Here is a 15,603-nt window from a genome sequence, read left to right on the forward strand (position 1 = left end):
ACTCAAATTGGCCGTCTGACGAATGCCGGCGCAGGTGATCCCTGCGCCGGACATGGCTTGGTCATACTAGGTCCAGTTGCACGCCGTGCCAATCAGAACTGGAACCGGAATTGCCCGGTTACGCCGACACTGTCCATATTGTCGCCGATGCGCGCGTCGATGCGCGAACCTGCGCTGAACTGCATCGGACGGCCATTGCGGCGTTGCAGGACCTTGACGTAATTGGCGCCCAGGCTCAGCTCGGAATAGGCGCCGAGGTGGTCGGACAAGAGCCGCTGCGGCTCGAACTCGGGTTCGTTGTCGCTGCCGAAGGTCGAGGCCGTCCGCGACGCGAAATCCTTGTAATAGGTGCCGGTCGCGAAGATGTTCAGCGCCGCGTTGTCCTGCGGCTGAACGAAGGTGCGCGTCAGCGTGCCGCCGACGAAACCGACCTTGCGCTCGGTCTTGTCGAATTCCAGGCGGAAGCCGTCCTCGAAGGTCAGGTCGCCGATGTCCAGCCGGGACCAGGCAAAGCCCGCCGTCGGCACAACCTGCCAGCCCGATTCGCCCACCGGGATGGAATAGCTCAGCGCACCGCTGACGGTGAAGCCGTCGCTTTTCAACTGGTTGTCGGCAAGGCCCAGGCCGTCGCCCACGACGGCGCGGTTCTCGATCTCGAACTCGGTCCGTTCGTGGCGATATTGCAGGTCGAAGGTCCAGCGGTCCTTCGAGCCGGTCACATAGACCCCGCCATAGATCTGGTCGAAGTCGGTGCTGGTCACGCTGGCCAGCGCGTCCGACAGATGGCCCGAGTTGGTCGGGTCGATGCCGTAGATCGGCTGGCGGGTGTCGCCGCGGTTGACGCCCAGCACGCCGCCAAAGGCCATGTCCCAGCCGTTGAAATGCCCGTCGAAACAGGCAAGGTCGGTGCCGACCTGCATACCGTAATAAGTGGCGTTGACGGTGCTTTCGACACGGCTGACGCCGTTGTCGGTGGCGCCGGTCGCCTCGGCCTGACCGCCGATGGCGCGGCCCCAGGACCCATAGCCGCAAGGATCGTCGGGCAATGCATAGGCGCGGCCCACGACATAGGGGCTGGTGGGCCGGTTGATGACCGATCCGATCAGCGAATGGGTCAGCGCCACGTTGCCCAGGATCGCGCCGATAGCCGGGTTGATCTGGCTGACGACCTGCAGGTTCCCCGAATTGAAGTTGCGGTCGACCGAATAGACGATCCGTTCCGAGATCGCGGGCAGGTCGTCGGCGGTAAAGGTGAAGTCGTTGGCCGAGCCATATCTGCCATCCACTTCCATGATCGTGATCGCCTGCCCGACGTTACGCATGATTTCGGGCGTGCGCAGGTCGAATGCGAAATGATGGTGGCCCGTGGCCGGGCCGCCGGTGACGCGGATCATGTCGCTGGTCATGTCGATCAGGTCCAGATCCAGCCGGAACACCCCCTCGCCCGACAGCCCGCCGATGGTGAACACCTCGCCGGTCGTGCCATTGGCAAGCGTCACGGTGCCGTTGTTGGCCAGTTCGCCCTGCACGCGCGAACCCTGCGCGGTGACGGTGCCGCCCGCCGTGTTGCCAAGATTGCCCGAAACAGTCGCGCCTTGCAGGTTCACGGTGCCGCCGCGGTTGCGCAGCGCCCCCGCGATGGTCGAGTTGGTGACGTTCAGCTCTCCGCTGTTCACGACATTGCGCCCGACAGTGGTGCCGCCGCGCAGGTTGGCGACCCCGTCCGCATCGTTCAGAAGATCGGTGCCGATCACCGCGCCGCTGGCGTTCAACGTGCTGCCGAGGTTGTGGAAATACCCCGTCACGGTGCCGCCGTTCAGCACGGCGCGGCCCTGTTCGACGCTGGTCACATCGCCGTCCAGCGTGCCCGCGACATTGACCGCGCCGCCTTGGTTGAATACACCCCCGGTCACGCCCAGCCTGTCGCCCTCGACCACCTGGACGGTGCTGTTGCTGGCAACCTGGCCGTCGATCACGCCCGCACCCCAGACGCGCCCGCCGTCGTTGACCACATCGCCCCGCAGGATGCCGCCCTGCATGCGCAGAACCCCGGATGCGGCATTGCCCAGATCGCCGGTCAGCGTGCCCTGCACGACCGTATGGCCCAGGTTCAGGGCGGTTTCCCCTTCGGCCAGCGTGACATCGCTGCCCGCCTGCACATTGGTGACCGCGCCTTCGTTCGTCACCAGCCCGCCAAGCGCCAATTCGCCGGTGGTCAGGACGCGCCCTTCGTTGATCAGGTCGCCCTCGACCGCGCCGGCAAGCTGCGCCTCGCCCCCGGCAAGGTTGAACAGGTCCCCCTCGATCACGCCAAGCGATTGCAGGAGGCCGCCATCTTCGTTCCAGACCAGCCCGCCGATGCGGCCGGTTTGCCGCACCACCGCCTGGCCCAGATTGCGCAGGTTGGTGCCCAGCCGTCCGCTGACGTCCAGGCTGGCCTCTTCACGGTTCAGCACGGTCAACGGTGCGGGATCGGCGGCGGCGGTCGCGGTCGCGCGCATGGTGCCGGGCGCCAGATGCACGATCTCGCCCAGCACGTTCAGCCTCGCGGTGTTGTCGATCAGCGTTTCCGAATAAAGCACGCTGTCCGCGCCCACCGTCATGTCGGCCCGGTTCGTCAGTCCGCCGACGCGCAGGTCGCCGGTCGTCACCGCCTCGCCCCGGTTGGTCAGCAGCCCGCCGATACGCCCGCGCAGGTCCGCCTTGCCGATGGCCGAGTTCTCGACGTTGCCGGTGATCGTGCCACGGCTGGACAGCGTGCCGTTGTTGATGAGCGAGCCGTCCACCGTGCCCTGCGCCGTCACGTTGGTGGTGCCGGTGGCCGTGTTGCGGATATCGCCCTGATAGGTGCCCGCGACGTTGAAGGTGGCGTTGTTGCGCGCCTCGTGGTTCGAGGCCAGGACGGTATCGCGAAACACCCCCACCGTGCCGTTGTTCACCAGCCGCCCGTCGATGGCGCCGTCCAGGCGCAACTGGCCGCCCTCGGCATTGCGCAGTTCGCCCCGGACGGTGCCCTGCCCCGTGACCACGCCACGGTTGACCAGATTCCCTTCCAGATGCCCGCCGCCCATGAAGACCTGCGAATTCGCGGTCGTGCGCAGATCGCCCCCCAGCACGCCGTTGAGGCGCATCGTGCCGCGGTTGTCGGTGCCCTGCGCGGCGGCAAGGGTCGAGCCTGCGGCGACGGTCACCTGCCGGTTGTTTTCCAGCGCACCGACTTGCAGCACCGAATCCGCATAGGTCGAAAGCACCCGGTCCGCGCTGTGGGTCAGCGTTCCCGTCACCGTCCCGGCCAGCCGGAAGGTCGCATCGCCCAGGTTCTGCACATCGCCTTCGATCCTGCCCTGGCCGGTCAGCGCGCCGAGGTTCTCGACATCGCCCTGAATGGCGCCGCTGCCGGCAAGCTGGATGCTGCCCGCCCCGCCGTTGCGGATATCGCTGGCCAAAACGCCGCCGTTGTCCACCGAAACCATGCCGCTGTTGACCGTCCTGCCACCCACGGCCAGCCGGTCGCCCTGCGCGACCTGAACCGCGCCCGTATTGGCGAGATCGCCGGTGACGCTGCCGTCGCCGCCGAACGTGCCGCCGTTATGCACATTACCGGCGATGGTGCCGCCATCCAGGACGGTCCGCCCCGAGCCTTCGGTATGCAGATCGTTTTCGACACGTCCCGCGACGGTCATCTGGCCGCGGTTGCGAACCGTCTCATCCGTGCGCAGCGTGGTGCCCGAGGAAATCACCGCCTCGCCCGTGGTGTCGTTGAGCAGCGATCGGGCCGTCAGATCGCCCACCGTCCGCAATTCGCCGCCGCTGACGATATCGCCCGTGACGGTCCCGGCCAGTTCCGCCGTGCCTTGCCCGTTGTTGGCCAGGTTGCCGTCGATGGTGCCGGTGCTGTGCAGCAGCGCGCCATTGTCGATATCCGCCGTGATCAGGCCACTGTTGCGGATTTCGCCGTTTTCGCCCGAGTTCGTCAACAACCCGGCTTGGAACTGCCCGTTCTGTTCGACCGACAGCCTGCCCGAGTTCGCGAATTCGCTCACGCCATGAAGGTTGCCGCCGTCGCGAACGGCAAAGTCGCCCTGGTTGGTGATCTCATGACCGTCGGCATCCACATCCGCCTCGACGCGGATCGTGCCCGACTCGGTATTGATCAGCGCATCGTCCAGCACCCGGTCGAAGTCGTAAATGATGGTGCCGCCATTCTCGACCCGGCCCAGAAAGTGGACGATGCCGGAGACAAGGCCCTGCTGGACGACGTTGTCGGCGCGAATGACGATGGCGTTCTCCTCATCCTCGCCGCCCCGGATCGTGCCTGATGCGTTGACGAACACCCCGCCCACGGTCAGCGAGGACAGGCCGGGCGTATCGGAATGGAGCAGCCCCCGGTTGGTGAAATCGCCTTCGACCGTGGACCATTCGCGCAGCGAAACCGTCCCGGTGTTCAACACGTTGCCGGTGACGACGGCAGCCGCGTCCTGATCGGAATAGCCCAGCCAGGTGCGCCCGCTGTTTTCCAGCGACCCGTCCAGACGGCCCGCGATGTCCAGGCCGCGGTTGTCCTGTTCGGACGTGCCCGCGCGGTTGACCACGCTGCCGTCCGTGACGGTCAGGGTTTCGTCACTCTCGATGGCCACCATGCCGGCGCCGGTATTTTCCAGGCTGCCGACCGACAGGTCGCCTTCCAGGTTGAAGCTGCCGCTGTTGGTCACCTCTCCGGTGATGGTGCCGGTGGCATTGACCGTGCCGCCCGCGTTATCGACCGAGCCGGTGACGCGGTTGTTCAGGTTCGCCGTCCCGCCCGAGCGGTTCTCGATCCGGCCCGTGACCTCGCCATCGACGGTAAGGCTGCCCGAGTTGGCCACCCGGCCGGAAACCTCGCCATCCGCCGCGACCTGCAACTGGCCGGTGTTGGTGTTTTCCAGCACGCCGCCCTGCACGTCCAGCCGCCCGTCGACAGCGATGGTGCCGGCGTTGCTGCCGCCGTCTTGCAGGTTCAGGTCATGGTCGCGATGGATGTTGACGGTCGCGTCGCGATGGGCGTTTTCCAGCCGCCCCACGGTCAGCGAATCGCCGTTGCCCTGCACCTCGACCGTGCCGATGTTGCGCAACGTGCCGTCGATCTGCCCGGTTCCGGCGACGATTGACCCGGCGTGACCGTTGTCCAGCCCGCCCTCGATCCGCCCCTCGTCCAGGTTGAAGGTGCCCGCACCGTCGGAATCGCCATTGACCACATTTCCGGCGATCTCGCCCGTCAGGTTCGTCGTGCCGCTATTGCGCAGCACCGAGCCGCCACCCAGGGCAAGCCGCTCATCCACGTTCAGCGTGCCGCGGTTGTCCAGCCCGCCCTGCGCCTGCAACTGGCCCGCCAGATCGATGGTGCCGGTATTCGTGATCAGCCCATCGACCCGGCCCGACAGTTCCGCCGTCGACGTATCGCCCAGGTTGTCCAGCCGCCCGCGAATCCGGCCCGATGAGACCAGCGCCCCGCCTTCGTTGCGCAGGTCGCCCCGCACCTCGCCGCTGTCCGCGACGTTCAGGATATCGGTGTTTCGCAGTTCGCCGCCCGTCTCCAGGGTCCCCTCGACGTCGATCCGGCCGCTGTTGATTCCGCCGGTGTCGGTCGTCAGGTTGGAGCCTTCCCGCACGACGATCCGGCCCGAGGTGCGGTTTTCCAGCGTGCCCGTGCGCAGCGTATTGCCCGGCCCCTGGCCCGAGGTCACCGTGACCAGCCCTTCGTTGCGCAGGTCCTGCTCGATCCGGCCCACGCCGGTCACCGAGGATCCGCCGCGGTTGACCAGATGGCCCCCGACCGTGCCGCCCAGCATGTCGATGCTGCCGGTTTCGCCGGCAAGGGAATCGCCGTTGTGCAGCGTGTCCACGTCGATCCTGCCGCGCAGATCGACGGTTCCCAGGTTGATCAGCCCCGCCGCCTCGAATTCGCCATCGACCGAGATATGGCCGTCGTTGGAAAGCCGGTTGCCGATGCGCAGGCGCCGCCCGTCATCGACTTCGATACGGCCCTGATCCGAGTTTTCAAGCCGGTCGATTTCCAGCAGGTTGCCGCCGCCGGGGGCCGGTGCGGCGCGCGCGGCGACGGTGCCGCTGTTCTCGACCGTTCCCTCCACATGCCCGCTGCCCTGCAAAAGCGCATCCCGGCCTGTCGAGACGTCGCCCACGATCCGGCCATCGCGCAGGAACACGCGGCCCGAACCGTCGTTGACGATATCGGCCTTCACAAGGCCCCCCGAAACCGTGACCCGCCCGGTATTCTGCAAGGCTTCGTCCGCATCGGTCGTGACGACGCCATTCGCCCGGACGGTCAGCCCGCCGCTGTTGTCAAAAGTCGAGGTTTCCAGGTTGCCGATCACGTTCAGCGCGCCGCTGTTCACGATCCCCCCGGCAACATTCAGCGTCCTGCTTTCAAGGCCGCCGTTGGCGACCGCACCCGCCAGATAGTTCCGGTCGTCGTCGCTGCGATTGTCCAGTTGCCCGGTGACCTGGCCCTGCAACTCGATCCGCCCGCCTGCTTCGTTCACCAGATCGCTTTCCACCAGGGCGGAGTCGTCGGTGATCAGGTGGCCGTCTGCTTCATTGACCAGTTCATCCGCGACGAACTGCCCGCGCAACACCATATAGCCGGCATTCGATGCGGCACCGTCAACCGTCAGCCGGCTGCCGGATCGGGTCTGAAAGCGCCCGGCAAGGTTTTCCAGCGCGCCCACGCGCAGGTTGCTGCCCCAACGCAGATCGACGGCGCCACCCGATTGCAGCCTCCCGTCCACCCGGCTGTCGCCATTGATCCGGGCATAGCCGGTCGAGTTCATCAGATGGCCGATAATCCGCCCGCCATCCAGATAAAGGCCCTCTCCCTCGTCCCCGGCGGTATTGCGCAGGTTTCCGCCAAGGGTGCCCGAAAGGTTCATCCGTGCCGCGTTCAGAACCTCGCCACCCACATCGGTGACGTTCAGCGCGACACCAGCGCCAACGGTCAGCGTGCCCTGGAGATTGGCGACCGAGCCTGCGGAAAGGTCGTCCGCGACCTCCGTCGTGCCCTGGTTGACCAGCGCGCCGCCGATGGTGCCCGCCGCTTCGACGTGGCTGTCCGTCCCGTCGTTGCGCACGTCACCGCTGACCTGACTGCCCGCGTTCAGGACAAGCTGGCCAGTGCCGGCGGTGACGATATCGCCGTTATGGGTCGCGATGGTCGCATGACCCCGGTTCGTCATCTGTCCGGCGGTGGTGCCGGTCGAAACCAGCGCCGTCCCCCGACCGACACGCAGCGAATCCATCACGCCAGAGGAATTGCCGTCATAATGCAACACGCCGCCGCCCGTCACGGCCACCGCGCCGCCCAGCCGGACGCCGTCGACGTTCAGCGTAACGCCGGGAGCCATCGAGAAACTCAGCGTCTCGCCATCCCGCCAGCCACGCATGACCGGAGCCGCCTGCGGGTTGTCGGGATCGACGGCGGCCGTCAGGCGATAGCCGTCATGGGCCGCGCGCACCTCGGCCAGAGCCAGATCGCTTCCGATGGTCAGTTCGACAGAGGGCTGCGAAGGGTTGGCGGGCAGGATGACGCGAACATTCGTTTCGTCCCCCACGGCCTGCCGGTTGTCGGGGTCGAAATCGTTGCGCCTGCTCCAGATCCTGGCGTCATCGTCCCAGACACCGTTGCCCTGGCCATAGCCGTTTTCATCCTGCGGGGGTTCGTTGTTCAGGTAAAGATCCAGCGGGGTTTCCTGCGCCACCGCGCCGGTTGCGCCGAAGATCGCAAGCCCCAGCGACACCAGCGCGGTGCTCATCATATAGCGGGCACGATGGCCGGACAGGGACCGATGCGGAACGAAACGGGCGTTGAACATGAAGCCAGCCTTGCAGGAAACGAAAGGAACAGGCTGCTGCCTAACATCAATTCGTCTGCAATTCGAGACGTTACGAATCGTCAACTTGAAGAAAATGCGCGATTGCATGCCGGTTTGCCACGCTTTCGCCGTCCCGCGCGTCCCTATCCGCCGCCTTCGGCCAGAATTCCGTCCATCAGGGCCACGAAACGCTCGACCTCGGGCGAGGCGCGCACGGGCGCGGCGACCGGCACCGAGGCCGCCGAAACCGCCTGCGCGTTCATCTTGCGATCCGACCAGGCGCGCAGGTCGCCGATGGTGTAATTGCGCAGGAACGGGTTGGCCGAGACGACCGCCGCGCCCATCACCTCGCCCACCGGGCGCGAGGGATCCGCCGCCAGCGCCTGGCTGGCCCCCATCGGGCCGAGGAAATGGGCAAGGTAGAGGTTGCCCGGCGTCGTCGGATGGCCGCGCGCGCGCAGGAACGCCTCGTTTTCCTGGGCAAGGCTGCGCACCATCTGGCGCGACAGGTCCGGGTCCAGCCGCAGGTCCAGCAACTGGCGGCGATCCATCGTCGCGACCAGATCGGGGCGGTAGGTGCGCATCATCCGCAGCCATGTGCTTTCGATGAACTGCCCCAGCCCGGTCGCGGTCGAAAGCGGGTTGCGCGCCGTCGGATTGCCCGCGCTTTCGACATGGATGATGCGGCCGATCAACGCCTCGACCGCGTTCGAGGCCAGCACCTCGCTGCCGCCGGTCATCAGCGGGATCGGGTCCAGGGCCGCGCCGTCCTTCAGAAGCTGGAAGGACAGCCCGGTGACGTCGTCCTGCGCCGCGACGCGCCCGATGACGGTGCCGGGCTTGACCTCTGCGCCCCGCCTGATCGCGGGCGGCGGGTCTTCCAGCCCGCGATAGAGGCTGACGAAACCGTCGGCATGGTCGATGCGCAACTCCAGCCCGTCGCCCCCCTCCCGAAGATCGGCGATGCGGCCCGCGGCGACGGCGGCGACGGGGCTGCCCTGCGCGGCCTGCCAGACGACGCCCCCGCCCTCGCCCTGGGCCGAGGGCGGCGCGAATCGGCGGCTGAGAACGCCCGAGACCGGAACGCTCATCGCCGGACGCCCCGCCGCGCCCGCGACGCGCGCGCCGGGGGCGTGGCAGTCATAGCCGCCCTCGCGCTGCGGCACGACATAACAGGGCTTGTCGCCGGACGGGCCAGTGACGCCGACGAAAAGGATCTGCCCCGCCCCTTGCGCCCCCGGACCGGGCTGGTTGGCAAAGACCAGTTGCAGCCGGTCGCCCTCGGCGGCGAAGGCGTCCAGGTCGTGGACGCGCGACATCAGCGCAATGGCCTCGCCGATCAGCTCGCTGGATACGCCCTGGCGGATGGCCGCGCTATAGATCACGTCCAGCAGGCGGAACTGCGGCGTATCGCCCTGCACGCTTTCGCTGGCCGATTCGCTCATCAGCGGCTGGTCGGCCCAGGGATCGGCGGCGGGAACAAGCTGCCCGCTGGCGCCCATGCCAAGCGAGCCGACATATTCCCCGCCCCGATACAGCGACAATTGCAGCACCTGCCGCGCATCATCGGCCTGCACCCTGTAGCGCAGCGCCAGCAGGGAACTGCCGGGCAATTCGGGCTGCACCTCCATGACCGAGACCAGGCGGTCGCGCACCCTTTCCGCGGTGGTTTCGTCAAAGCCGTTGTTGCGCAGCAATCGGGCGATATCGGTGGGCAGGCGCACTTGCAGGATCAGTTCCTGCCACAGCGCGGGGCGGATGGCGGGCTCGCGGGTAAAGGCGATGCTGGAAGACTGGCGCGCATCCGGGTCGGCGGGCGGGGCAAAGCCCGGCGCGGGCAGCGGGGCCGAGGCGTCGAACAGCCGCTCGCGCGAGCGTTCGGCCTGAAACAGCGCGAATTCCTCGCGCGTGGTGGGCAGGGCGGCGACAAGGCGGCGTTCGCGCACATGCAGGTCCTCGCGCACCACCGTCAACCGCTCGGGCGAGGGGTTGCCGACGCGGGTCACGGCCAGGTCGTCGGGACCGGACAGGCGGTGGCCGGTGCGCGCGGCGCCCTCGGCCCCCGGAATGATCATCGGATCGCCGGGGATATCGGTGAAGGTATCGGCACGCACGATGGGGGCCAGTTCGAACTCGCCCTCGACCGGCACGATGCTCAGGTCGTCGTCGCTGCGCGCCAGCCGTTCCATCAGTTGCGGCCCGGCCCGGTGCCAGAGGATGGTGCCCGCGACTGCCAGCGCAAGCATCAGTGCGCCGCCCCGCAGCGCGCCCATGCGCTGGCGGCGGCGGCGCGCGCCCTTGCCCATGCGTCGGAATTGCGGGTCGATCTCGATCATGGCGCTATCGGAACAGTCCCGACCCCCCGAAACTGGGCGAGATCGTGGGCGGAGCAGGGGCCGCCGCCGGCTGCCCGCTTCCCCCCCCGGCGCCACCCCCGGCGGGCTGCGTCGCCGCGGGACGCGATGCCGCCGCCGCGCCGGAAGGCCGCCCACCGCCGCCGCCGCGCGGGGCCGAAGGGGTCGCGGCAGGCGCGGCCACCGGCACCGGATCGCAGCGGATATCGTCCCGCCCGATGATCTGGCGGTAAAGCGCAAGCTCGGCATTGGTGGTCGCGGCCTGCCCGCCCGCCTTGGCGAAGTAGCGCTGGACCGCCGCGACCGAACCCCTGCCCCATACCCCGTCGATGGCGCTGGCGTAGCATTCCATCCGGGCAAGCTCGGTCTGGATGGCAGCCGCGACCTGTTCGGGGTCGGGATCGAAGGCGCCCTCGGCCAGCATCTGAGCATAGATGCCGGGGTTGTCCCGGCGGATGCCCGCACGCTCTGCCGCATCGACGCCAAGGGGACCGGACTGGACTTGCGGGCGCGGGATGGCCTGTTCGCCGACGATGATCGAGGGTTGGGGCAGCCCCGGACGCAAAGGCTGGACCGAGCGGTCCTGCATCCCGTCGACCAGCGCGGCGGTCTGCGGGGCAGGCAGGTCGGCGGGACGGGCCGCGACCTCTTGCGCGGTGATGCGGGGGGCGTTGCGCATGGATTGGGCGGTGCTGATGATGATGACGTCATTGGCCACCGGCTGCAACGCGCTGGCCGAGGGCGTGGCTGGCGCGCTGCGGGCGACACCCAGCCCCGCCTGGCGGAAGGCGGCCTCCCACCCCTGCGGGGGGCCTTCCGTCGCCGTCAGAACCCGGCGCGCGAAGTCCCGCGGCTCGCATCCCGGACCCCCGGCGGGATAGACCACCAGCCAGTCGCCCGGCCCGCCGAAATCACGGCCCGATACCGCCATGTTCGTGCCGCAGATGTTCAGCGCCACCACCGCCCGGCCCGGATGGGCTTGCAGGTAATCCGCCAGCACCAGCCCGTCCGGCAGATCGGGGTCCGGCAAGGCGATGCCGCCGTCCTGCCGCGCGACGGGACCGGAATGATAGGTCACGCGCAGATCGCCCGCGATCTCGCCGCGCAACGATGCGGGCGCGACCGGCTGCGCGCCCCATTCTTCGGCGACCAGCGCCAGGTCGGGTCCCGGCATCTCGCGCGTCGAAATGACGACCCTGTCCCGCGTCGAGGCGACGACGCTTTCACGCGCAACCCCGGCCTGCGCCATCGCCAGAAAGGCGACGGCCAGGACCGCGACATTGCCCGTGAAACCCATCCTCATGACCCAGATCCCAAATGTTCAGCCCGGCCGGGGCGATACGAATACCGTCCAGTTGTCTTGCTCTTGCGTGTCCACCTCGATGAAGCGCGCATCAAGATAGCCGCGAAGCAGGCAATCGCCCTGCGTCTCGATCACGAAGCGGCGGGGCGAGACGCAAAGCGGAATCGAACCGGACAGGGCCTCTTTGCCAAATACATCGGCGGCAAACACGTAAAAATAGCGCGATTGCAGGCTTTCGCGGATCAGCGTGGCGCATTGGTTCGGCGCGACCCGCCACCAGCCGCGCGTGACGAAGGCGTCGTCGCCCGCAGGGACGCGCGCCGGTTCGGCGACGGCGATGTTCAGCACGTCGAAGCTTTGATTGCACAGCCGCAGGGACGCATCGGCGGCGCCGCCCGACGCGGCCAAGGCACCCATCGCAAGGCCAAATGCACCCGGAAGCTTCATTTCATCCCCTGTGACATCCTGTGAATTGAGCTAGCACGCCAGCCATGCTATGTCGCCCCCAAAGGACGGTGCGCGTGTGCATAAGCCCGCAGGACCTGACAGACAGGAGCAGCGCTTTCAATGTTTCGCGCGACATCTGCCCGGATCGCCGCAAGCGTGCTGATGCTTGCCATGCCCCTGCCCGCCGTGGCGCAGGACCACGCCCTGGTGCTGGAGCTGAACAACGCCCAGGATATCGAGGGCGACATCTGCGAACTGACCATCCTGACCGAGAACGCCACCGGCACGGCGCTGGAGCGCGCGGCCTGGCAATTCGCGATCTTCGACGCCGACGGACGGGTGCGCGCCCTGCCCGTCATCGACTTCGGCGCGCTGCCCGAAGGCAAGACCAAGCTGGTCACCATCGGCATGCCGGGGCGGTCCTGCACGCAGGTTTCGCGCATCGTGGTCAATGACGTCGCCGAATGCCTGATCGACGGGGAATCCCGGCTGGATCTGTGCCTGACGGGGCTTTCCACGCGCTCGCTGGTCGATATCGCCTTCGGTCTCTGATTTCCCAGGACGATCATCATGTTCCTTCCCTCTACCCTCCAGGACCTTCCCGCGACCGCGATCACGGTTTTCGTGGCGCTTGGGCTGCTGTCGGTGGTGACGGTCACCGTCGGTGCCTACAAGATCGCGCAATTCCGCCGCCTTGGCGTTGGCCGCCACCGCATCGGCGAGGAAATCCTGGACGACTGGCTGAATGGCCGCCCCAACGAAGCCGTGCGCAAGGCGGGCGCGGAAAACACCGTGCTGGCCCGCGCCCTGTCGGCTGTCATGGCCGGGCTGCGCGCCCGCCCCGGCGATCATGCCTATGGCGAGGAACTGGGCCGGCAATCGGCGCTTTACGACCTGACGGCGATGGGCGCGCGGATGCGCATCCTGGAGGCCGTCGTGCAGGGCGCGCCGATGCTGGGGCTGCTGGGAACCGTGATCGGCATGATCGACGCCTTCGGCAACCTTGCGGCCAGCCAGCAGATGGCCGACCCGCGCCTGCTGGCGGGCGGCATCTGGACCGCGCTGACGACGACCGCGCTTGGCCTTGCCATCGCGCTGGTTGCCTATTTCCTGGCCAACTGGCTGGAGGGCCGGATCGAGGATGAGCGGCTGACCATCGAAATGGCCATCTCCAGCGCGATCCACGGCCGGGTCGGCGCCAACGGCAACCCGCGCTGAACGGCCCGGCCATGAGCCAGTCGATCCGCAAGCTCGAGCTTCCCCGTTCGCGGCGGCGCTATCGCTTCATGCTGACGCCCTTCGCGGACACGATGTTCCAGTTGCTGATCTTCTTCATGCTCTCGGCCAATCTGACGCCCTATTCGCTGCTGTCGATCCGCAACGGCGCGCTCGCCGCGCCGGGCACGGGGGGGGCCGAGGGTGCGGACGATACGCCCGTCTCGGACCCGATGGCGACGGCGGTCTGGTCGGTGGGCGCCGACAGCATCGTCGCCAACGGCCAGCGTTTCGGGCTGGAACGTATCCCCGAACTGGCCCGCGCCCTGCGCACCCAGGAAACGGCCGAGGTGTTGCTGATCTCGCAACGGGGGGCCAGCGTGCAGATGCTGGTCTCGATCCTGGAAATCCTGACCGAAAACGGCATCGACGCGGTCCGCGTCGCCGACGGGGCGATGCAATGAGGTCGCTGCTTCCCCCCCGCCGCCGCCTGAACAGCATCGATTCGTCGATGGCGATCGTGAATATCGTGCTGCTGCTGATCTTCTTCTTCGTCCTTTCCGGGCAGGACATGAACCCGGAAGGCGGGCTGGACCTGTCCGAGACCCGGCGCCTGCCCCCGGACCGGCTGCCCTCGCCCATCCTGGTGGTCGGCGGCCAGGGCGAATGGCATCTGGACGGCCAGCCGATCACCCCCGAGTTGCTGCCCGTCGCGCTGGCCCAGGCCGGAAACGGTGCCGGGCTGTATCTGATGATCGACCGCACCGCACCGGCCAGCCAGTTGATCGCCACGCTGAACCGCCCCGAACTGGACGGGCTGGATATCCGGCTGGTTACCCTGCACCAGGAGGGCGCCCCATGATCGGCCAGTCCTCGCGCCTGCAACGCCGGCATTGGGCACAGGCCGCCGCCCTGTCCATCGGGCTGCATGGGGCCGCCATCGCCGGACTTGTCTACGATCCGCTTCAACGCCTGCCTTCGCCGGGAAATACCCAGCCCCCGCAGATCTCGGTCGAGACCCTGATCCCCGAGGGCGGGCCCGATGGGAAAACAGACAGCGCGGACGAGGGCATGGCCGCCGAAACCCCGCCCGCCACCGCCGCGGTGGAGCCGCCCCAACACCCGCCGGCACCAGAGATTCCGTCCCATCCGCAAACCCGGATCGTGACCGGGACCAGCGAATGGGCGGTCGTCACCCGCCCCATGCCCAACCTGCCCGCAAACCCCCAGGCGGTCGCCCTGCCCGACCCCGAAAGACCGGACCTGCCCGATCAAGGCCCGGATGCGACAGGCCCCGATGGCGCACCGCTGGACCCGCGACTGGCCGAGCTTGTCGTCCATATCCGCCAGAGCCTGGATCAATCCTGCCTTCTTGCCCTGCCCCAGTTGATCGGTCAGAACGAATTGCAACTGACCGTGCTGGCCGATGACGACCGCCGCATCGCCACCTTCGCCGAGGAACTGTCCCACGCACTGGAAAGCCCCCTACCCGAACAGCGCGTCCTGCTGGACCGGCGGCAATGCCCTGGACTGACCTTTGCCCGGCGGGCGCAGCACTACCCGATCTTCGGCCTTGGCGTGCAATTGCAGGCGGACGAGATCGACAGCGGCGGATCCCTGGTCGGGCGCATTGCCAAGGGCGCGGGTCATTACAACACCTTGCTGCTGGTCGACGACAACGGCGTGGTTCAGGACCTGCGGCGATTCCTGATCGTGCAGGGCGGCGAGGTCGCCTTCGACATTCCGATGGCGCGGGTCGGCGCAACCCGCGACACCAGCCAGTTGCTGATCGCCATCGCCACCCCTGGGCGGATCGAGAGCGTGACGGCCAACGCCGGACGCCTGGCCAGCGACTTCTTTCCCGCCCTGATCGCCGAACTGGACGACAGCGCGCTGATCGGCCTTGGCAGCGTCTATGTCCGCTAAGGCATTCCGGCAATGACATCGGCCCGCCTTGCGCCGGGAAATGGGCAAGACCGAAGGACCGCGGCATTGCGGCAATCCGATGAATTCAGGCGATGCCGCGGCCGCGATCAGTTGCTGTGCCATGCCACCTGGCTGACAAGCTGGTTGCAGGCCTCTTGCTTGCTGGAAAAGACGCTGGCCGTGTCGAAGGTCGATTTCACGTCTGACCTTGCCTTCGCCAACACCGCGTCATCCGCACCCAGTTCGCGGGCGGCGGTGATGTTTTCATTGGCATCCTGCTTCATCCGCTGCGCGCCGGAATAGCCGCCCGCATAGCCCGCGCATTGCTGCGCGGCCAGTTCGGCGGCAGCGGCCAGCCGCGCGCGCTGTTCCATCGGGGATTTCGGCGGTGAAACGCCGCAAGCCGCAACGAATGCCAGGGGTAAGAGCAGAAACAGCCGGGAATATGTCATATCAACCTCTTGCAGGTAGAGTGCGCAACGTGATCGCACCC

10 protein-coding genes are annotated in these 15,603 nt (G+C 67.6%); 5 read left to right on the forward strand and 5 right to left on the reverse strand.

Annotated features, from left to right (window positions below; genetic code table 11):
• Positions 1–92: 92 nt before the first annotated feature.
• The 4 genes from Q0O97_RS07045 to Q0O97_RS07060 all read right to left on the reverse strand — a co-directional run bounded on the left by Q0O97_RS07045 (position 93) and on the right by Q0O97_RS07060 (position 11,969).
• Positions 93–7,865, reverse strand: coding sequence for a hypothetical protein (locus Q0O97_RS07045; protein WP_294926625.1), 7,773 nt, complete (start codon positions 7,863–7,865; stop codon positions 93–95).
• A gap of 143 nt (positions 7,866–8,008) precedes the next feature.
• Positions 8,009–10,201, reverse strand: a complete 2,193-nt coding sequence (locus tag Q0O97_RS07050; RefSeq protein ID WP_294926627.1) for a M23 family metallopeptidase — start codon at positions 10,199–10,201, stop codon at positions 8,009–8,011.
• A 4-nt stretch (positions 10,202–10,205) separates the two neighbouring features.
• Positions 10,206–11,522, reverse strand: coding sequence for a hypothetical protein (locus tag Q0O97_RS07055; RefSeq protein ID WP_294926629.1), 1,317 nt, complete (start codon positions 11,520–11,522; stop codon positions 10,206–10,208).
• Between the two features lie 18 nt (positions 11,523–11,540).
• Positions 11,541–11,969 carry a DUF1036 domain-containing protein gene (locus Q0O97_RS07060; protein ID WP_294926631.1) on the reverse strand — a complete coding sequence of 143 codons (429 nt, stop codon included), beginning with the start codon at positions 11,967–11,969 and terminating at the stop codon, positions 11,541–11,543.
• A gap of 120 nt (positions 11,970–12,089) precedes the next feature.
• Between Q0O97_RS07060 and Q0O97_RS07065 the strand changes: the two genes are divergently transcribed.
• Genes Q0O97_RS07065 through Q0O97_RS07085 form a run of 5 tightly spaced genes read left to right on the forward strand, consistent with a single transcriptional unit; the run spans position 12,090 to position 15,110 of the window.
• Positions 12,090–12,521, forward strand: coding sequence for a hypothetical protein (locus tag Q0O97_RS07065; RefSeq protein WP_294926633.1), 432 nt, complete (start codon positions 12,090–12,092; stop codon positions 12,519–12,521).
• Positions 12,522–12,539: 18 nt separating this feature from the next.
• Positions 12,540–13,187, forward strand: coding sequence for a MotA/TolQ/ExbB proton channel family protein (locus Q0O97_RS07070; RefSeq protein ID WP_294926635.1), 648 nt, complete (start codon positions 12,540–12,542; stop codon positions 13,185–13,187).
• Positions 13,188–13,198: 11 nt separating this feature from the next.
• Positions 13,199–13,648, forward strand: coding sequence for a biopolymer transporter ExbD (locus Q0O97_RS07075; RefSeq protein ID WP_294926637.1), 450 nt, complete (start codon positions 13,199–13,201; stop codon positions 13,646–13,648).
• A complete protein-coding gene (locus Q0O97_RS07080; RefSeq protein WP_294926639.1) occupies positions 13,645–14,046 on the forward strand; it encodes a biopolymer transporter ExbD in 402 nt (133 codons plus the stop codon). The genes Q0O97_RS07075 and Q0O97_RS07080 overlap by 4 nt, the downstream gene beginning before the upstream one ends.
• Positions 14,043–15,110, forward strand: coding sequence for a hypothetical protein (locus tag Q0O97_RS07085; RefSeq protein WP_294926641.1), 1,068 nt, complete (start codon positions 14,043–14,045; stop codon positions 15,108–15,110). Before Q0O97_RS07080 ends, Q0O97_RS07085 begins: the two co-directional genes overlap by 4 nt.
• A 107-nt stretch (positions 15,111–15,217) precedes the next feature.
• Here the strand turns inward: Q0O97_RS07085 and Q0O97_RS07090 are convergent, their stop codons facing one another.
• Positions 15,218–15,562 carry a hypothetical protein gene (locus tag Q0O97_RS07090; protein ID WP_294926643.1) on the reverse strand — a complete coding sequence of 115 codons (345 nt, stop codon included), beginning with the start codon at positions 15,560–15,562 and terminating at the stop codon, positions 15,218–15,220.
• Positions 15,563–15,603: the final 41 nt, after the last annotated feature.

This window comes from uncultured Paracoccus sp. (assembly GCF_945915435.1).
Lineage (GTDB): Bacteria > Pseudomonadota > Alphaproteobacteria > Rhodobacterales > Rhodobacteraceae > Paracoccus.